The organism is Gillisella vitis, from assembly GCF_001541345.2.
Classification (GTDB): domain Bacteria; phylum Pseudomonadota; class Alphaproteobacteria; order Rhizobiales; family Rhizobiaceae; genus Allorhizobium; species Allorhizobium vitis.
In genome coordinates, this window is the sequence record NZ_LMVL02000014.1 from 1 (window position 1) to 19,666 (window position 19,666).

12 protein-coding genes are annotated in these 19,666 nt (G+C 58.5%); 4 read left to right on the forward strand and 8 right to left on the reverse strand.

Features of this window, described 5'->3' with window-relative positions; translation table 11 throughout:
- Positions 1–466: 466 nt before the first annotated feature.
- Positions 467–2,413, forward strand: coding sequence for a M23 family metallopeptidase (locus ASB66_RS25545; RefSeq protein ID WP_015917264.1), 1,947 nt, complete (start codon positions 467–469; stop codon positions 2,411–2,413).
- A gap of 83 nt (positions 2,414–2,496) precedes the next feature.
- Here ASB66_RS25545 and clpB read toward each other — a convergent pair whose 3' ends face one another.
- From clpB to ASB66_RS25575, 6 genes are all read right to left on the reverse strand, one after another.
- The gene (gene clpB / locus ASB66_RS25550) at positions 2,497–5,103 is read right to left on the reverse strand and encodes an ATP-dependent chaperone ClpB (RefSeq protein ID WP_060718044.1); all 2,607 of its coding nucleotides are present in this window, start codon (positions 5,101–5,103) and stop codon (positions 2,497–2,499) included.
- Positions 5,104–5,425: 322 nt separating this feature from the next.
- Positions 5,426–6,301, reverse strand: a complete 876-nt coding sequence (locus ASB66_RS25555) for a DUF4167 domain-containing protein (RefSeq protein ID WP_060718043.1) — start codon at positions 6,299–6,301, stop codon at positions 5,426–5,428.
- A gap of 426 nt (positions 6,302–6,727) precedes the next feature.
- The gene (gene prmC, locus ASB66_RS25560; protein WP_060718042.1) at positions 6,728–7,609 is read right to left on the reverse strand and encodes a peptide chain release factor N(5)-glutamine methyltransferase; all 882 of its coding nucleotides are present in this window, start codon (positions 7,607–7,609) and stop codon (positions 6,728–6,730) included.
- The gene (gene prfA / locus ASB66_RS25565; RefSeq protein ID WP_060718041.1) at positions 7,606–8,685 is read right to left on the reverse strand and encodes a peptide chain release factor 1; all 1,080 of its coding nucleotides are present in this window, start codon (positions 8,683–8,685) and stop codon (positions 7,606–7,608) included. The genes prmC and prfA overlap by 4 nt, the downstream gene beginning before the upstream one ends.
- A gap of 27 nt (positions 8,686–8,712) precedes the next feature.
- Positions 8,713–10,977, reverse strand: coding sequence for a phosphoenolpyruvate--protein phosphotransferase (gene ptsP, locus ASB66_RS25570; protein ID WP_060718040.1), 2,265 nt, complete (start codon positions 10,975–10,977; stop codon positions 8,713–8,715).
- A gap of 85 nt (positions 10,978–11,062) precedes the next feature.
- The gene (locus ASB66_RS25575; RefSeq protein ID WP_060718039.1) at positions 11,063–12,337 is read right to left on the reverse strand and encodes an aspartate kinase; all 1,275 of its coding nucleotides are present in this window, start codon (positions 12,335–12,337) and stop codon (positions 11,063–11,065) included.
- A gap of 506 nt (positions 12,338–12,843) precedes the next feature.
- Between ASB66_RS25575 and mprF the strand changes: the two genes are divergently transcribed.
- Together mprF and ASB66_RS25585 are read left to right on the forward strand one after the other, a co-directional pair.
- Positions 12,844–15,456 (forward strand): bifunctional lysylphosphatidylglycerol flippase/synthetase MprF, encoded by a 2,613-nt coding sequence (mprF, locus tag ASB66_RS25580; RefSeq protein WP_060718038.1) that lies wholly within the window; start codon positions 12,844–12,846, stop codon positions 15,454–15,456.
- Positions 15,453–16,880 carry a virulence factor family protein gene (locus ASB66_RS25585; RefSeq protein ID WP_060718037.1) on the forward strand — a complete coding sequence of 476 codons (1,428 nt, stop codon included), beginning with the start codon at positions 15,453–15,455 and terminating at the stop codon, positions 16,878–16,880. The genes mprF and ASB66_RS25585 overlap by 4 nt, the downstream gene beginning before the upstream one ends.
- Before the next feature lie 137 nt (positions 16,881–17,017).
- On the opposite strand, the gene ASB66_RS25590 is transcribed toward ASB66_RS25585, so the two are convergent.
- Positions 17,018–17,914, reverse strand: coding sequence for an SH3 domain-containing protein (locus tag ASB66_RS25590; protein ID WP_081089036.1), 897 nt, complete (start codon positions 17,912–17,914; stop codon positions 17,018–17,020).
- Positions 17,915–18,317: 403 nt separating this feature from the next.
- Between ASB66_RS25590 and ubiG the strand changes: the two genes are divergently transcribed.
- The gene (gene ubiG / locus ASB66_RS25595; protein ID WP_060718036.1) at positions 18,318–19,076 is read left to right on the forward strand and encodes a bifunctional 2-polyprenyl-6-hydroxyphenol methylase/3-demethylubiquinol 3-O-methyltransferase UbiG; all 759 of its coding nucleotides are present in this window, start codon (positions 18,318–18,320) and stop codon (positions 19,074–19,076) included.
- Positions 19,077–19,082: 6 nt separating this feature from the next.
- On the opposite strand, the gene ASB66_RS25600 is transcribed toward ubiG, so the two are convergent.
- A complete protein-coding gene (locus tag ASB66_RS25600; RefSeq protein WP_060718035.1) occupies positions 19,083–19,664 on the reverse strand; it encodes a DUF3291 domain-containing protein in 582 nt (193 codons plus the stop codon).
- Positions 19,665–19,666 lie beyond the last annotated feature (2 nt).

The following is a 19,666-nucleotide window of genomic DNA, read 5'->3' on the forward strand; positions in this document are numbered from 1 at the left end:
GCCGATGACGCCAAAAAACGTGCAAGTAGCTGAAAAAATGAACAAAAATGATGTTCGTGTCGTGTGACATACTTTCGGTCTTTTCCAAATTTCGCCATGTCAAACCAGATCTAGGGTGTGGAATGGTCTACATTCAGCGCCTATTCCACATTTGGGTACATAAACGGCGCATTTTCCCATTCGCGCCCTTAGATTTACACAATCCGATGTTTTGACCAATAAACCGTGGAACTTTGCAAACCGCGCTTCTGCCTTCGGTTTTGAAAGACGTCCGTGGAATAAGCCCTATAGTGTTTAGTGTTTGCGGCGCGGCAATTGCCGCAGGGTTTGACAGTCAAGCGGCAAGCGGGCAGATGGTATACAACGGCTCCCAAAGGATCGGTCTGGAGGTGCCAGGCTGATATGATCTGCTTGACGGCGGTCAAAATATCAGGAGTGTCGGGAGATAGAGTGGTAACAGGTAGATATGAGCTTGGATAAAAACCTGTTGCGATCCCTTGGCATGGAACCTCCGATCCTCGCGGATGGGCGGCGTGCGCCTGATCGACGGGAAATTTCGCTACGGTGGCTAACAGGCACATTTCTCACCGGCATCACCTCGTCAGTCCTGATGGGCGTGGCACTTTTTGCAGCACTGGATGGCCGCCAGCAATTGGCGATACCGGCTGAGGCCTTTGCGCTCGCTGATCTCAAGCAACACAATGATAGTGCCGATGGCGTGCGCCGCGGTGGACGGTTGATCAATACCGTCATTTCGGCGAAAACCGCGAGCCGGTCGGTTCTGGATGTGTCAACCGTGATCCGCAGCGGCGACAAGGATGTGGTGCGTCGCCAGCCATTCACCCATTTGAAAATGCTGGTGTCGACAAGTCTTTCCACCCAGGAAAACTATCCGCCTTTTGATCCCTTGAGTATTTTTGCCGGCGACGAACAGACAGTAACCCCGCGCACCGGGACGATCTACGGTTCGAACGTCGATTCCGAAATCAGCCTGAAGACCGTCGCCTTTCCTGTAAACGGTACGCCTTTCAAAGCGGCGCCGGGCATGACTTCAGATGAGGTAGAAGAGAATGTGCGATCCAATGGCTCCGTATTGACGGAAGGAACGCAACAGGTTTCCGGTCTCTATTATATAGACCCAGAGCGGTTTGCTGATCCCGATGCCGATCTCGACATAAATCCCGGCCTTTCGGCCCGCGTCGTTGAGCAAAATCTGAGCGTCTCGACACCGGACCCCGTCACGCCGGATACCGACGAATATGCCGACGATATTATTCCGGTTCGCCGCGAGCAGACCATCATTGCTGCCTTGACCGGAGCAGGCTATCCCGAAGCAAAAGCCAAGGCGATTTCCGACAGCCTTAGCGAAAAATTGGGAAGCCCCTCGCTGCAATCCGGTGATGTTCTGCGCCTGGGCATTATTCAGCGCGGGGAACAGGCCCGCGTGGTCCGGTTTAGCGCTTACCGTGGTGGCAAGCACCTGGTGACGATGGCCGTCGATGACCAAAGCCATCTCGTTGAAGGGTCTGAGCCACCCATGCTGGATGCCATTGCAACGGCATTTGATGAGAATAGCCCTCCGGTCATGGCAAGCCGTGACTTACCCAGTATTTATGATGGGATTTACCGGGCTTCTCTTTCCTATGGACTTAGCAAGGAACTGACAGGGCAAATGGTCCGGCTGCTGGCCAGCAGCGTGGATTTGCAGGCGCCGCTAAGGCCGACTGACGGGTTGGAGGTTTTCTATTCCGCTGCGGATGAAAGCGGCAAGGCCGCAGCAGATTCAGAACTGCTTTTCCTGCGGGCGCGGTTTGGCGACACGACAACGTCGCTTTATCGCTTCCAGGATCCATCCGATAATTCCGTCGATTACTTTGACGAAAACGGTAAGACCAATCGCCAGTTCCTGATTCGCAATCCGGTTCCGAATGGTGTGTTCCGCTCGGGCTTCGGCATGCGCAGACATCCGATCCTTGGCTATTCGCGCATGCATACCGGCGTCGATTGGGGCGCACCGTCCGGTTCGCCGATCATTGCTGCCGGCAGCGGAACGGTTGAAAAAGCCGGCTGGGATTCCGGCGGCTATGGCAACCAGACAATCATTCGTCATCCGAACGGCTATGAAAGCTCCTATAACCACCAAAGCGCCATCGCCAAGGGTGTGGTTGCCGGGGCAAAGATCCGCCAGGGTCAGGTCATCGGCTGGGTGGGGACGACAGGCGAATCCACCGGACCGCATCTGCATTACGAAATCATCGTCAACGGCACCAAGGTTGATCCGATGAAGGTCCGCTTGCCGGACGGCAAGTCGCTGAACGGCGGCACATTGGCAAAATTCGAGCAGGAACGGCAGCGCATCGACGACCTCTTGAGCAGTGCCGAGAAAAATCGGCAGCTTGCTGCCAATAATTGAATACAGCCAGTAATATTACATGGAAATGGCGGCCCGAAAGCCGCCACCACTGATGTTCGAATAAAGGGTGATGCTGGAAGGTCTTAGGCTGCGACCTGATCCATCGGCTTGACCGGCTTGATCAGCAGCCGATCCGAACCGGCGGTGATTTTCACCTCGCTACCGTCAAGCACTTCGCCTGACAGGATCTGCTCGGCGAGCGGGTCCTGCAAGTATTTCTGGATCACCCGCTTCAATGGCCTTGCACCATAAACCGGGTCATAACCCTTATTGGCCATCCAATCGCGAGCATCTCCGCCAAGATCGACAGTGATCTTGCGTTCTGCCAATAGAGCCAGAAGCCGCTGCATCTGGATCTCGACAATCGCACCCATTTCACTGCGCCGCAGACGATGGAACAGGATGATCTCATCGACTCGGTTGAGAAATTCGGGACGGAAAGAGGCCCGGACGACGCTCATCACCTGATCGCGAACACTATCGACATCCTCGTCCTCACCAAGAGCTGTCAGATATTCGGCCCCCAGATTGGAGGTCATGATGATGATCGTGTTCTTGAAATCCACCGTGCGGCCTTGGCCATCGGTCAGGCGACCATCATCCAGAACCTGCAAGAGCACGTTGAAGACATCGGGATGCGCCTTCTCGATCTCATCGAACAGCACGACCTGATAGGGCTTGCGCCGCACCGATTCCGTCAGAGCCCCGCCTTCCTCATAGCCGACATAGCCCGGAGGCGCGCCAATCAGCCGGGATACGGAGTGTTTCTCCATATATTCGGACATGTCGAGGCGCACCATGGCCGTTTCATCATCGAACAGGAAACGGGCCAGGGACTTGGTCAACTCGGTTTTGCCGACGCCAGTCGGACCGAGGAAGATGAAGGAGCCAATCGGCCGGTTGGGGTCCTGCAGTCCGGCCCGCGAGCGGCGCACAGCCCGCGATACGGCCTGCACCGCATCGCCCTGCCCGACCACCGATTTTGCCAATTCGTCTTCCATGCGCAGCAGCTTTTCCCGTTCGCCCTGCAACATCCGGTCCACCGGAATGCCGGTCCAACGCGAGACGATATGAGCGATATTGTCAGGCGTCACCACTTCCTGCACCATGCTGGCCGCGCCAGAGGCATCCTTTGCCTCGGCATCGGTCAACTGCTTTTCGAGGCCTGGAATAACGCCATAGGCCAGTTCGCCGGCACGCTGGAATTCGCCCTTGCGCTGGGCGACGGCCAGGTCGTTGCGTGCCTCATCCAGCTGGCGCTTGAGATCGGCAGCAAGACCAAGCTTCTGCTTTTCCGATTGCCAACGGGCCGTCAGCGCATCGGCTTCTTCTTCCAGCGAGGCCAATTCGCTTTCCAGCCGCTTCAAGCGGTCGGCGGAGGCGATGTCGGTTTCCTTCTTCAGGGCTTCCCGCTCGATTTTCAGCTGAATGATACGACGGTCCAACTCATCCAGTTCTTCCGGCTTGGAATCCACCTGCATGCGCAGGCGCGAGGCAGCTTCGTCCATCAAGTCGATGGCTTTGTCCGGCAAGAAACGGTCGGTGATATAACGGTTCGACAAAGTCGCAGCTGCGACGATGGCCGAATCAGCGATCCGGACCTTGTGATGCTGCTCATATTTTTCCTTGAGGCCGCGCAGGATGGAAATCGTGTCTTCCACCGTCGGCTCATCCACCATCACCGGCTGGAAACGCCGTGCAAGCGCCGGGTCTTTTTCCACATGCTTGCGATACTCGTCCAGCGTCGTCGCGCCAACGCAATGCAATTCGCCACGCGCCAGTGCAGGTTTCAGCAAGTTGGACGCATCCATGGCGCCATCGCTCTTGCCCGCGCCGACCAGCGTGTGCATTTCGTCGATAAACAGGATGATTTCGCCGTTATCGGCCTGAACTTCGTTCAACACCGCCTTCAAGCGTTCCTCGAATTCGCCGCGATATTTGGCCCCAGCAATCAGGGAGCCCATATCCAGCGCCATCAGTTTCTTGTCTTTCAAGCTTTCGGGCACATCGCCATTGACGATACGAATAGCCAAGCCTTCGGCAATCGCCGTCTTGCCGACGCCGGGCTCACCGATCAGGACCGGATTGTTCTTGGTGCGGCGTGACAGGACCTGCATCGTGCGGCGAATTTCATCGTCGCGACCGATCACCGGATCGAGCCGGCCTTCTCGCGCCTCTGCCGTCAGGTCGCGGGCATATTTCTTCAGGGCATCGAAGCCCTGTTCAGCATTGGCGGTGTCGGCGGTACGCCCCTTGCGGACATCATTGATCACCTGGTTCAGCGCCGCAGCCGTAACCCCGCCCTTTTTCAGGCTGGCGGATGTGGATGCCGAGGTTTCAACCGCCAGGGCCAGCAACAGCCGCTCGACGGTAACGAAACTGTCGCCCGTCTTCTTGGCTGCGTCTTCCGCGGTGGAAAACACCCGGGCCAGGGGCTGGGCAAGATAGACCTGACCATTGCCACCAGACACTTTCGGCAGCTTGGCAAGCGCTGCATCATTGGCGATCCTGACTTCCTTCGGATCGCCGCCTGCGCGGCTTATCAGCGAGGAGGCCATGCCCTGCTCATCATCCAGAAGCACTTTCAACACATGTTCAGGGGTAAATTGCTGGTGGCCTTCCGACAGCGCATGCGTCTGGGCAGACTGCAAAAAGCCGCGCACCCGTTCGGAATATTTTTCAACGTTCATCTTCGCTCTCCAGTCTCCAGGCCGCCCGTCAAGGCACGGCATGGGTTTTGAGGATCAGGCCCCCAATCGGCAGGCCCGGTGATTGAATCCGATCCTTTAAAGGGATTCCGTTCAATTCGTCAAAGCTGATATGGGGAGGCGATTTTGCCCTTTAAAGAGCGGCTTCGTACAAAAAATCAAACGCTCTTGATGAAAGGCAAGCAACCGAAAACAAAACATAAAAAAGCCCCCGCTCCATAAAAAGAGAAGGGGCTAATTTTGGTCACCGGTCATTCCAGAGTCTGTCTGGCCAGAGTCTGTCTGGTTCAATCACCGATGGATATTATTCCGAAACGATATCGGCAAGAGCCGGAGCATCGCCATTATTGGCCTTGTCGCGACCCTTGGCCGGTGGCTTGCCTTCGGCACTGGCTTCACCATTCGCTTCGGCAGCGATTTCTTCAGCAGTGCGACGCGGACGGCGCGGACGGGCAGAAGGCGTGCGGCGGCGGGTCTGGGGCCGATCCGACTTCGCGCTGGCCTGCTGTGCGCTTTCCTCAGCGGCAAATTCAGCTTCGACCGGGGTCTGCTCGATCACCGGCTGCGGTCCGCTTCCGGCAATGTCCAGCTCAGGCTGCGGCTGGGCAATTGGCTGCGGCCGGCGGTCCTGATGCGTGCGCTCGCGGCGATCCGGACGCTCAGTGCGTTCTGGCCGCTCGGCCCGTTCTGGACGGTCCTGCCGTTCGGTGCGCTCTGGACGCTCCTGCTGGGCGCGCTCTGGCTGAACCCGTTCCTGCTGGATGCGGGGCTGCTGAACCGGCATTTCGGGCTGCGGCTGGTAGCCACGGTCCAAACCGTTATCGCCCTCGTCGCCATCCATGTCGGAACCGTCGCGGTCATTATAGTCGCGATCGTCGCGATGGACCCGCTCCTGCATCTGCGCCTGGGCGGCGGCAATGATGCGGTTATAATGTTCGGCATGCTGCAAATAGTTCTCGGCCATGACCCGGTCGCCTGAACTATGCGAATCGCGCGCCAGCGCCATATATTTTTCAGCGATATGCTGCGCCGTGCCGCGGATCTTCACGTCAGGACCCGAACTGTCATAGGTGCGGGTCAGCGGGTTGGAGCCCTTGCGGTTGAAATTGTTGCCGTTATTATTATTGCTACCGCCACTGCTACGCCCCCGACTGCGCTTGTTTTGCTGTCCTGGCCTCATCGATTACTCACCTGATTTCTGTCTTGCTGATATGAGGGCGACGCGGCCCGTTCGCTCAATCGAACCGGGGCTCCACGCGCTGCGGGGCATACTGCGCCAATGCAACATACGGCCGCTGGTGACTATCACAGCTCCTTGCATTCTATCAAATGCGTGAGGGTCGACTGTAACACGTTAACATTCTGCATAATTTTTGCCCTTAACCCGACCTCGGCTTAAGGAATCAAGCAGTAAATTATTTGATCCACACACCAGGAACATTCGCGCCGCTACCGTCTCCTTAAGGAGGCATGTTTGCGGTCGACCCAGAGCCAAACGAATCCTTGTTCATTCCCCGCTGCCCGGTGCGTGTCTGCAACCTATCCCGCTTCCTTTCGAAAACCAAGCCCTTTCTTTGCATTGCAGAAAGTTCCTTGGTGAATACCACTATAGTTGCGGTGCGGTCTGAGCAAACAACAGAATCCGATCATTATCGCCGTGATCCTTTGCGCTTTCCACAAGAACGAAACCATTATTCTCGAAAAGTTGCGTCACCGCCATCACCTGGTCGTAACCGATTTCCACCCCAACAAGACCGCTCGGCTTCAGAAAATCGGCAGCACCATCTGCAATTGCCCGGTAAGCATCCAATCCATCGGCGCCGCCGTCAAGTGCTACGGCAGGATCGTAAAGACGAACATCGGGGGCCAGATCTTTAATCACATCGCTGACAATATAGGGCGGATTCGACAGAATGATGTCAAAACGGTCTGACAGAGCCTCGTACCAATGGCTTTGTAGCGTCTCGAACCGGTCTGCAAGGTTATTGGCTGCGGCGTTCTGCCGCGCCGTGGCCAGCGCTTCGGCGGAAATATCGGTCGCCAATGCTGTCGCCCCCGGACATTCCTGCAAAAGCGCCAGGGCAATCGCGCCGGTACCCGTCCCCATATCCAGCAGGCGGACGCTGCCATTCTTCGCCACCATGGCATGAAGATGCGGCAAAACACGCTCGATCAGGATTTCCGTATCGGGTCGCGGTTCCAATGTCGCTGGCGACAAGGCCAGTTCCAGGCCGTAAAAGGCCCGCCGTCCCAAAATCCGGTGGACAGGCTCAAACATCAGCCGCCGCGCAACTGCCGCCTCAATCAGGCTCGTCTCATCGGCGCTCAAAACCCGGTTGTCCTGCACGATAAGATCGGTCGACGTCAATCCAAGAAGACCGGCGATCAAGATCCGCGCATCGCCTGGCGCATCGGCGATAGCCGCTTGCGCAAAACGGAGACGGGCGGCGGTGATCGCCTGCTTCAGCGTCACCGGTGCGCCTGTCATGCCTGTTCGCCGAGTTGCGCCAATTGCCCAGCCTGATAATCGGCGATCAGGGCATCGACCACTTCATCGATTTCACCAATCATCATCCGGTCGAGCTTGTAGAGGGTCAGGTTGATCCGGTGGTCGGTCACTCGGCCCTGCGGGAAATTATAGGTGCGTATCCGCTCGGACCGATCGCCGGAGCCGACCTGGCTCTTGCGATCCGCCGACCGTTCGCTGTCGGCCCGCTGGCGCTCCATGTCGAACAGACGCGAACGCAGCACCTGCATGGCCTTCGCCCGGTTCTGATGCTGGGATTTCTCCGAGCTGGTCACCACCAGACCGGTCGGCAGATGGGTGATGCGCACCGCAGAGTCCGTGGTGTTGACGTGCTGGCCGCCTGCCCCGGAGGAACGCATCGTATCGATACGAATGTCTTCAGCCCGAACCTCGATATCGATCTCTTCCGCCTCGGGCAGAACCGCAACGGTGGCAGCCGACGTATGGATACGTCCTTGCGTCTCCGTATCGGGAACGCGCTGCACCCGGTGAACACCGGATTCGAATTTCAGCTTGGAAAACACCCCGCGTCCGGTCACGGTGGCGATGATTTCCTTAAAGCCCCCAGCATCGCCCTCGCTGGAAGACAGGACCTCGACTTTCCAGCCCTTGCCGGCCGCAAAACGCTCATACATCCGAAACAGGTCACCGGCAAACAGCGCAGCTTCTGACCCGCCCGTCCCGGCGCGGATTTCCAGGATCGCACTTTTTTCGTCAGCGGCATCCTTGGGCAAAAGCTGAATCTGGATTTCCTTTTCTAGCCCCTCCAGCCGTGCCTCCACCTCCGGCAGCTCCATTTCCGCCAGATCGCGCATCTCGCGGTCCGTGCCCTTGTCGGCCAGCAGCGCCTTCAGATCGGCGACTTCCTTTTCCGCCAGCCCCAGTTCGCGGATGGCTTTGACCACCGGCTGCAATTCGGAATATTCCGAGGCAAGCTTGACATAGACATCGGCAGCAGGCCCGGCGGACATGCGCGCCTCGATTTCGCCAAACCGGCGCTCAAGCTCGCGCATTTTATCGACAGGAAGCTTCGCCACCCTTTACCTCTTGTTTTTCTTCAGAAATCAGACCGGAACGCCGTTCTGTTCGGCAAACCGTGTCAGGAAAGCCCGGATCGGCTCACTTGGCCTGTTGTCGTCCAGCAACGCATTCAACTCGGCGGAAAGCCTGCCGATATCCAATTGCAACAGCATGGCCTTGATCGGACCGATGGCCGTCGGCGACATCGACACCGAGCGGAAGCCGATAGCAAACAGCGCCATGGATGACAACGGCTTTCCCGCCATCTCGCCGCACAGCGTCACCGGCGTATCATGCCGGTCGGCAGCGCGGACGATATCGCGCAGAATGCGCAGGAAAGGCCGGCCCAGATTGTCGAACCGGTCGGACACCCGGGCATTGCCCCGGTCGACCGCCATGGAAAACTGGAACAAGTCATTGGAGCCGACCGAGACGAAATCCACTTCCTGCATCAACTCGTCGAGTTGCCACATCAGGGCCGGAACCTCCAGCATCACGCCGAATTGCAGCCGCTTTGGCAGGCCATGGCCGAATTTGGAGATGTGATGCACTTCCTTTTGCAGCAATTCACGGGCGGCTCGGATTTCCGACACTTCCGTGACCATTGGCAGCATCATCTTCAGCTCACCGCCAGCAGCAGCCTTCAGCAGTGCCCGCATCTGGGTGCGCAACAGGCCGGGCCGGTCCAGCGACAGCCGGATGGCACGCCAGCCGAGAGCTGGATTTTCTTCCTCATGGCTGCGGAAATAGGGCAGAACCTTGTCGCCGCCGATATCCAGCGTGCGGAAGGTGACCGGTCGGCCCTTCGCCTGTTTCAGCACATTGCGATAGAGCGCTTCCTGCTCATCGGCCTTGGGCATGGTCGAAGCGATCATGAATTGCAATTCGGTACGGAACAAGCCGATGCCTTCGGCCCCCGATTCAGCCAATTGCGGCAGATCGACCATCAATCCGGCATTCATCTGCAATTTGATTCGCTGTCCGTCCTTGCTGAGCGGCTCGACATCACGCAACGCCTTGAACTGTTCCTGACGACGGGCGCGCAGCTTGACCTTTTCCTCATAGGCCGTCTGCAAATCGACCATCGGGCGCACATGCACCTTGCCGTCATCGCCGTCGATGATGACGGCATCACCGTTTTCAGCCAGCGCCACGGCACCGGCTGCCTGTCCAACCACGGCAATGCCCATGGCGCGGGCAACGATCACCACATGGCTGGTGACCGCACCGTCTTCGAGCACCAGTCCGCGAATGTTCTGGCGTGGGTAGTCGAGCAATTCGGCAGCGCCCATGGCACGGGCGAAAATCACCGCGTCGGCGGGGAAACTTTCCGCACTGCTCCCTGAAAATCCGGTCAGCTGGCGCAGCAGCCGGTTGGCAAGATCGTCGAAATCATGCATGCGCTCACGCATATAGGGATCGGTCAGGCGCATCATCCGCGCCTTGGTATCGCTCTGGACCTTTTCGACCGCCGCTTCCGCCGTCAGGCCATTGCGGATCGCCTCTTCCATACGCCGCACCCAGCCCTGGTCATGAGCAAACATCCGATAGGTTTCCAAAACCTCACGATGCTCGCCTTCCATCGCCACTTCGCGGCGCGACAGCATGTCATCGATGGAAATGCGCAGAGAACCGAGTGATTCGGCCATCCGCTTCAGCTCGGTATCTGTATCCTCATTCAACAGATTGGTGACGACGATGCGCGGCTCGTGCAGCACGACATGGCCAAGGCCGATGCCCTCGCTATAGCTGTCGCCATCGATGGTCACGGCCCGCGTCAGGTCCAGTTCGAGGCCAGGCCGGGTAATCTTCTTCAAATCGCCAGTGGCAATCATTTCGGCCAGCACCATGGCCGTGGTTTCAAGCGCTTCAAGCTCGTCTTCCCGATAATTCCGTTGCGCCTTGTTCTGGACGACAAGAACGCCAAGACTGCGGCCAGCCCGCAAAATCGGCACACCGAGGAAAGAATGATAAATTTCCTCACCGGTTTCAGGCAGATAGCGGAAAGCGGGATGCGCCTGCGCATCGGAAAGATTGAGCGGTTGGGCCGATGCCGCGATGGTACCGACCAGACCCTGCCCCATTTTCAGCTGGGCCAGATGCACCGCGTCGGGATTGAGACCTTCGGTCGCGTAGAGCTCCAGCACACCATCGGAGCGCAAAACATAAACGGAGCAAACTTCGGCAACCATATTGCTCGCAATCTGGCGAGTGATACGGTCAAGACGCTCCTGAGGCTCAAGGGGCTCCGCCATCAATTCGCGAAGACGCTTGAGGAGGACGCGCGGACCTGCAGAAAGGTCTCTCATCGCGTGCATGCTCCCGATAATGACAATCCAGGCGCAAAATGCGCCCGGAGGTAGTGATCAAAGGTGGCAAATTCCCACCTGTTGATCAAGCCTTATCGAGACCGTAGCAGGAATGCAAAGTGCGAACAGCCAATTCGGCGTAAGGGCCGTCAATCAGGATGGAAATCTTGATCTCGGACGTGGTGATCGCCTTGATATTGATGCCTTTATCGGCAAGTGCGCGGAAAGCGGTCGCCGCAACCCCTGCATGGCTGCGCATGCCGATGCCGATCACCGAGACCTTGACCAGGCCCTTTTCGCTCTGCACCACATCGAAACCAATTTTTTCCTGGTTGTCGGAGAGCACTTGCAGCGCTTTATCCACATCGCCGGAGGGGACGGTGAAGGTCATATCGGTCTTGGAACCATCCTCGGAAATATTCTGGACGATCATATCGACATTGATATGCGATTCGGACAAAGGCCCGAAAATCGCCGCCGACACGCCGGGACGGTCGGCCAGCCGGCGCAGGGATATCTGGGCTTCATCCTTGGCATAGGCAATGCCGGTCACAACTTCCTGTTCCACGATCTCTTCCTCATCGCAAATCAACGTTCCGGGCGGGTTCAGCACGTCACCCATGCCCGGAGCATCGGGATCTTCAAAGCTCGAGCGCACAAACGTGCGCACCTTGTGTACCATGGCCAGCTCGACGGAGCGCACCTGCAACACCTTGGCGCCAAGCGACGCCATTTCCAGCATTTCCTCAAACGCCACCTTTTTCAGGCGGCGCGCCTTGGGTTCAATGCGCGGATCGGTCGTATAGACACCATCGACATCGGTATAGATATCGCAACGGTCGGCCTTGACGGCTGCCGCGATTGCCACCGCCGAGGTATCGGACCCGCCGCGGCCTAGCGTGGCAATGCGATTGTCCGGGCCAATGCCCTGGAAACCGGCCACCACGGCGACCTGGCCCTCGCCCATGCGGCGGATAATATCGGAACCGTCGATCTCCTGGATGCGGGCCGCGCCATGGGCATTGTCGGTTTTGATGGCGATCTGCCACCCCTGCCAGGAGCGGGCATTGATACCGAGCGATTGCAGGGCGATGGCCAGCAAACCGGATGTCACCTGTTCACCGGAGGCCACGATAGCGTCATATTCACGCGCATCATAGAAAGGCGAAGCAGCACCGGCGACCTTGGGCATGGTCTGGACCCAGTCCACCAATTCGTTGGTCTTGCCGGACATGGCCGAAACCACCACGGCAACTTCGTGGCCGGCATCCACTTCACGTTTCACATGCCGCGCCACGTTGTGAATGCGTTCAAGATTGGCGACGGATGTACCGCCGAATTTCATCACAATGCGCGCCATGGCCCGACCGTCTCGACCTCAAACCTGTGCCGGACATGTCCGGCTGAAACCAATCTCTGCATTTCACAATGCGGCTGGCGGGCTTTTAGACAATTCGGGGCCAAGGTGCAACGGCAAGTTCACCGCATTGAGGCGGCATCGGTACCGCTCTCTATGCAAACGTTTTTGTCATGAATTTGGGATACCCCATTCAGCGATAATTCAGTAGAGAACGGCAACATGTCCGATACGGTTAATACCAAGGCTCGAAGATGCTAACGCATCCTCGCCTTAAGCGAGTTTCGAATATCTCAAATGCACCAAAGGCTTGAGATATTCGAAAAAGGAATATCAACTGCCATTTTTAATAGCAGTTGATATAAGATTTACCGCATATTTCCTTAAACCTGTCAGGGTTTCAGGCGAAATTCATGCGGCGGATGCCAACTGGGCATAGGCGCTACATATAAAGTGCTGCCGCGAACCGGTCGCGGCAGGCAAAAGCAGTCAATGAAAGGGACGATCGCATGGCAGCCGAAATACAATCCGAGAGCCAGGAAAGCGCGGAGCCGCCGACCAGGTCCGGATGGCGGGCAGCCCTTGCCGATTACGGCAGGGCGATTGCCGCCGTGTTCACGCTGGTCATTTTCGCCGCCGTGGCGCTGGCGATCTACCGGCTGACGGAGGAAGTCAGCTATGACGACGTCGTCTCGGCCATGGCCACCACCGGCTATGACCAGATCCTGCTGGCAGTGGTGTTTACCGCGCTCAGCTTCCTGTCGCTGTGTCTCTACGACTGGAACGCCATGGAATTCATTGGCCGCAAACGCCCGATGGCGGAAGTGGCCCTAACCGCGTTCAGTGCCTATGCGGTTGGCAACGCGGCAGGCTTCGGCATGCTGTCGGGCGGCGCGATCCGCTACAGGGCCTATTCGCGGGCAGGCCTTGCCCCGGATGAAATCGGCCGGGTCATCGCCTTCGTTACCCTGTCCTTCAGCCTGGGACTTGCCGCCGTCACCGCCCTGTCGCTTATTCCAATGTCGTCAGAAATCGCGCCGCTGCTGAATATCAGCCCGCTCTGGCTGCGTGGCCTGGCGATTGCCATCGTCCTGGGCTTTGCTGTGTTGATCGTCATCGGCCAGCGCCGCAGCCTGACCTTTGCCGGCGTGACGCTGCGGATGGCCGATACCCCGACCCTGTCGCGGCAGTTTCTGGTCACCGTGGCCGATCTGGCCTTTTCCGCCTCAGTCGTCTATGCGCTCTTGCCGGAACAGGCCGCCATTTCCTGGCCGGCCTTCTTTGCGATCTATTCCATTGCCATCGGCATCGGTGTGCTGAGCCATGTGCCTGCCGGTATCGGCGTATTTGAAACCGTCATCATCGCCGCCCTTGGCCCGACCACCAACATTGACGCGGTGCTCGCCTCGCTGGTGGTCTACCGCCTGATCTATTATGTTTTGCCGCTGATTCTGGCCATCGTATTGGTGACGATCACCGAGCTGCGCCATTATTCCAAAACCCCGGCGCTGGCGGGGGTTGGGCGCACCGCGGCCCGAATATCACCGGCACTTCTGGGTGCCCTGACCTTCATTCTCGGCGTCATGCTGATTTTCTCCAGCGTCACACCGACGCCGGAAAGCAATCTGGAATTCCTGCAAAACATCGTGCCGCTGCCCGTGGTGGAAGGCGCGCATTTCTTCACCAGCTTGCTCGGGCTGTTTCTGGTCATCGCGGCGCGCGGCCTTGCCCAGCGGCTGGACGGCGCGTGGTGGGCGGCCATGGTCGGAGCCTCAACCGCCCTGGTCCTGTCACTGCTGAAAGCCTTTGCGGTGCTGGAAGCCTCGGCGCTGGCTATCCTGCTGATCGGCCTGTTCGCCAGCAAGCGGCTGTTCATTCGCCCCGCCTCGCTGTTTCGCCAGGTGCTGACCTCGTCCTGGCTGACTGCCATCGCCCTGATCTGCATTTTTGCCTGCTTCATTCTGTTCTTCGTCTACCGCGATGTCGATTACACCCGATCGCTCTGGTGGGAATTCGAGTTTTCAGAAGAAGCGCCGCGCTCGCTGCGCGCCATGCTGGGCCTGACGATCTTCTCGTCGGCGCTGGCGGTCTTCAGCCTGTTGCGCCCCGCAGCGCCCGCGGTGACACCGTCAAGCCCGGAAGATATCGAGAAGGCTGTCGCCATTCTCAGCAAGTCGGATGTGGCCGATAGCAATCTGGTGCGCACTGGCGACAAGGCCGTGATGTTTTCACCCGATGGCCAGGCTTTCCTGATGTATGGCAAGCAGGGCCGCTCGTGGATCGCTTTTCTCGATCCGGTCGGTCCGAAAAAGTCCCGCGACGAACTGGTTTGGCAATTTGTCGAATCGGCTCGTCTGGCTGGCTGCCGGGCCGTCTTCTACCAGGCCTCCCCCGTACTGTTGCCCGCCATTGCCGATGCCGGCATGCAGGCGTTCAAACTGGGAGAACTGGCGGTCGTCGATCTCTCTCGCTTCGACCTGAAGGGCGGAAAATGGGCCAATCTGCGCCAGAGCGCCGCCAAGGCCGAGCGCGACGGGCTGAGTTATGACATCATCCCACTCACCGACGTACCAAGCATTCTCGAGGATCTGCGTAGTGTGTCGGACGGCTGGCTTGCCCAGCACCGCGCCAAGGAAAAGGGCTTTTCCCTCGGCGCATTCACCAATGACTATATCCTGAGCCAGCCGGTGATCGTGCTCCGCTTCGAAGGCCGGATCGTCGCTTTTGCCAATATCCTGGTGACGGAAACCAAGGCCGAATCCTCCATCGACCTGATGCGCTTTTCGCCGGAGGCGCCGAAGGGATCGATGGACTATCTGTTCGTCAGCCTGCTGACCCATCTGCGCAGCGAAGGATATGAACATTTCAACCTTGGCATGGCGCCGCTATCGGGCCTGTCGAGACGCGATGTGGCCCCGGTCTGGGATCGCATTGCCAACACATTCTATGAGCATGGTGAGCGCTTCTACAACTTCAAGGGGCTTCGGGCTTTCAAGACAAAGTTTCATCCCGAATGGCAACCCCGCTATCTCGCCGTGTCAGGCGGCCTCAGTCCGGTCATCGCGCTCCTGGACGCAACTCTCCTGATCGGTGGCGGTCTGAAAGGCGTGGTAAAGAAATGAAATCGTCAACTTCTCGTCTCACCAAGGGCAGTCTGGCCCGCAATTGTCTGGCCGCCAGCGTTCTGGCATGGGCATCGTCCACGGCCGTTTTCGTGCAGCCAGCCCTGGCCGATGATCCAAAATACGAAACAGGCACGATACCTGATCCGGTCATTGCCATGCCGGACGACAAACCGAAATCCATCGTTTTCCTACTGTCCGACAAGGACGGCTGGAGCGACAAGATGAAGACCGAAGCCGAAAGATTGCGCAGCAACGGCTCGATTGTCGTCGGCATCGATACACCGCGCTATCTGCAATCCCTGCAAGCCGACCTGAAGTCATCCGATGAGGACGATTGCATCTATACTGTGTCCGATATCGAGGACCTGTCCCATCAGATCCAGCGGCATGTCGGCGGTGCGGATTACCTGCCGCCGCTGGTGGCGGGCATCGGTGAAGGCGGCACATTGGCCCTGGCGATCCTGGCCCAGACCCCCAACGCGACCATCGGCGAAACGCTGGCGGTCGATCCCGGCGAGGTCATTCCCCTGCCCGACCAATTCTGCACCCCGGCGGTCAAGACTGAAAAGAACGGCGGCATTGTCTATGGCCTGACCGATGGCGCGCTTCCCGATCCGGCCAGCGTCCGTTTTTCGCCCTCGGCCGATCCTGCCGGGCGTGCCCATGTGACTGATCTCCTGAAGGACCATTCCGACATCGACGTGGCCGACAGTCAGAAGCCCGCCGACCAGACCCTTTCGGATGGCATCGACGTGATGATCGCGGCCACCGCCAAGGAGGCCTCACCACTTGGCTTGCCGCTGACGCTGATGGAGGTCGACAAGCCCGCCTTCGATACGATGGCGATCATCTATTCCGGCGACGGTGGCTGGCGCGATATCGATAGCGAAATGGCCTCTTATTTCCAGAGTGAAGGCCTGCCGGTCGTCGGCGTCGATTCGCTGCGCTATTTCTGGTCGGAGCGCAAACCGCAGGAAACCGCAGACGATCTCGCTCGCATCATCACCGCCTTTACCAAACGCTGGAAAGTCAAGCATGTGATGCTGGTCGGCTTCTCCTTCGGCGCGGACATTAGCCCGCCGGTCTATAATCTCCTGCCAGACAATATCCGCCAGAAAATCAACCAGGTCTCGCTCCTGTCCATGTCACAGGCATCCGATTTCGAGATTTCCGTAACCGGCTGGCTGGGTGCGAAAAGCAGCGGCGCTGGCGGTGACCCGACCAAGGAAGTCGCCAAAATGCCAGCGGGCCTGGTGCAATGCCTTTACGGGGCCGATGACGAAGAAGACGATGGTTGCCACAAGCTCGACCCCAAGAAGGTCGATGTCGTCAAACTGGAGGGTGGTCACCATTTCGATGGCGACTATGAAGCCCTGGCCAAACTGCTTCTTGATCGACTGAAAACCCGCAAGCTGGATTGATACAGCAAGGAGCGTTGCTCACACCCTACTCGACCTTTGCGCGGTATAGGGTACGCAACAAGATTTTAAATTAACCGCATGAAAAAGGGCCGCATAAAGCGGCCCTTTTCAATATCTGTATCCTGTGTCCGTGCCGATTACCGTGGCGGGCAATTCGGTGTGTTTGGCGCACAGGCTGCACCCGGTGGCGGCGGAGGAGGCGGGGCAGCCTGACCTGGCGCTGGCGGCGGCGGCGGTGGTGGACGGTTTCCATCCGGCGCGTTGCGGTCTGGCCGATCAGGACGCTGGCCTTGTGGCGGCTGCATCTGGTCACGACGCTGATCGCCTGGACGCATATCACCGGGGCGCATGTTATCCGGGCCTCTGTTGTCAGGACGCCTGTCATCCGGGCGCCGGTCGTCTGGCCGCCTGTCATCTTGCCTGCGATCATCTGGACGACGATCATCCGGGCGGGGCCTCTGCCGATCGTCGCGCATCATCCGGTCACGGTCGCCGTCCATTCTCGGATCCTGCATCCTTGGGTCGGGTCCACGACGGCGATCCATGTCCGGTCCGCCCGGAGGCGGCGGGGGAGCATCACCACCCATGAAGCGCGGCGGGGGACCATCGCGGCGCCAGACCGGCGGCGGTGGCGGCGCACGGCGCCAGCGATCCCGCTCGCGATAGAAATCGCGGCCGCGATAATAACGATCCCAATAATTGTCGACCTGGAAGGTCACGGTCGGAATGCCGAGCGGCTGATAATAATCCGGATCGACATAGACCCGGCGGTTGGAATATTGGGTCTGCAAATAGCTGCCAGAAATCCAGCCGCGATAGCCCGCGTATCCGACATCGCACCAATTGGCCGAAGACAGGCAGCCAAAGATCCGTACGGAATTACCGGCTGGAACGACCAGAACAGGTGGATATTGTGTGCTGGGCCCAGCCCGCAAGTTAACATTCGCGGTTGCAAATGCCTGGGCCGCCTCAGCGGCAGCCGGCAAGGCAACTGCCATCAGCCCTGCAAAGGCCGACAGGTAAAGTGGTTTCATCGATCTGATCTCCTTGGCCGTCCCTGACCTTGGCTTGTCCCGCCAATTGGAATTGGGTTCATGCGGCATGGTAACGCCATCAGGAGCAATTTGTTCCACCCAGCGCCCCCACCCGCACTTGACCCGCTTATGTCAAGCAATGTCCTCCGGCTTTTTTGAGGCGGCATGTTTTTAGGAGCGGGCCATTTCAAGATGACCCCATTTTTATAGAGATGACAAAGTGTCGCTCACCCTTGACTTTAAGCCCGGATCGTCCGACCTCACGCAAGAGAGGTCGCAGCGGCTGCACCTCAAGGATGGCGCGGCAGCGCAAAACACGGTAGTGAGCCTTGAGATATCCGCCCGGATCAACAAGGCCCCGAATCAACAAAGCTATGGAATGCAGCACAGTCAGGAGAACCCGATGAGCGAGACCGCCAAGAGCACCATCGATCAGGCCGAGGTCGACCGCTTTTCCGCCATGGCTGCCGAATGGTGGGACCCCACCGGCAAATTCAAGCCGCTGCACAAGATCAATCCGGTGCGTCTTGCCTATATCCGCGACAAAGCCTGCGAAAATTATCAGCGCGATCCACGCTCCAATCAGCCGCTATCGGGCCTGCGGGTTCTCGACATCGGCTGTGGCGGCGGCTTGCTGTCGGAACCCATTGCTCGCATGGGCGCCAATGTATTAGGCGCTGATGCCTCGGCCAAGAATATCGGCATTGCCCAGACTCATGCCGCCCAGACCGGCGTGAGCGTGGATTACCGCGCCGTCACCGCCGAGGCCCTGGCCGCTGCTGGCGAAAGCTTCGATATCGTGCTGAATATGGAAGTGGTCGAACATGTCGCCGATGTCGAGTATTTCATCTCCACCTGCGCCTCCATGGTGCGCCCTGGCGGAATCATGCTAATTTCGACCATCAACCGCACCTTGAAGGCTGCGGCACTCGCCATCGGCGCCTGCGAATATGTGCTGCGCTGGCTGCCGCGTGGCACCCATCAATATGAAAAACTGGTGCGCCCGGAAGAGTTGGAAAAGCCGATCCTGGGCGCAGGCATGGACGTGACCGAGACCGTCGGCGTATTTTTCAACCCATTCCAGAACCAGTGGAACCTGTCCACCGACACCGATGTCAATTACATGATGCTGACCCGCAGGCCGACGTCCACCCCAGAGTGAACCATCTCATACCGGCATTGAGGCAAGGCGTTCCAGCAAGTCCTGCTGGCGGGCGCAATTGTCGGTGGCAAGCCGCTTTATTCGCGCTCGGTCAAGATGATAGGATGTACCATCCCAAGCGAAAGCCTGCTTGAACGTGAAGCCGAAGGGCGTCGGGCCGTGATCGGCGAGATGCTCGAGCCTTTCCACACCATCCGACCATTGCGGCCTGCTGCCAACTGGCACCCACCAGAGCACCAAAGAAGGCCAAGTCTGCTTCACATTCCAGTGGCGCGCGTGTTTCAAGGCGTCAGCATGGACCCCATTATAGGAGAAGGCCATCAGCGTCTCCGGGTCTTGCCAGAGCGAAAGAGATGATGGACCGGAGGTAAAGCCGCTGCCTTCCATAAAACGCGGAAACACCTGCACGCCCCAGCTCTCCGGTCCCGGTTCGCCCTCATAACCCGAACGGTCGATAAACCCCAGGGAGCGCCTAGCGGCCTCAAAATTAAGGGGCTCGCGATCGACAAAACCCTGAATGGCCGGATCTCCGGATGGCGCGACATGCAAGCCGAAATTATAAAGTGCGAGATAATGGGTGGACGGCATGC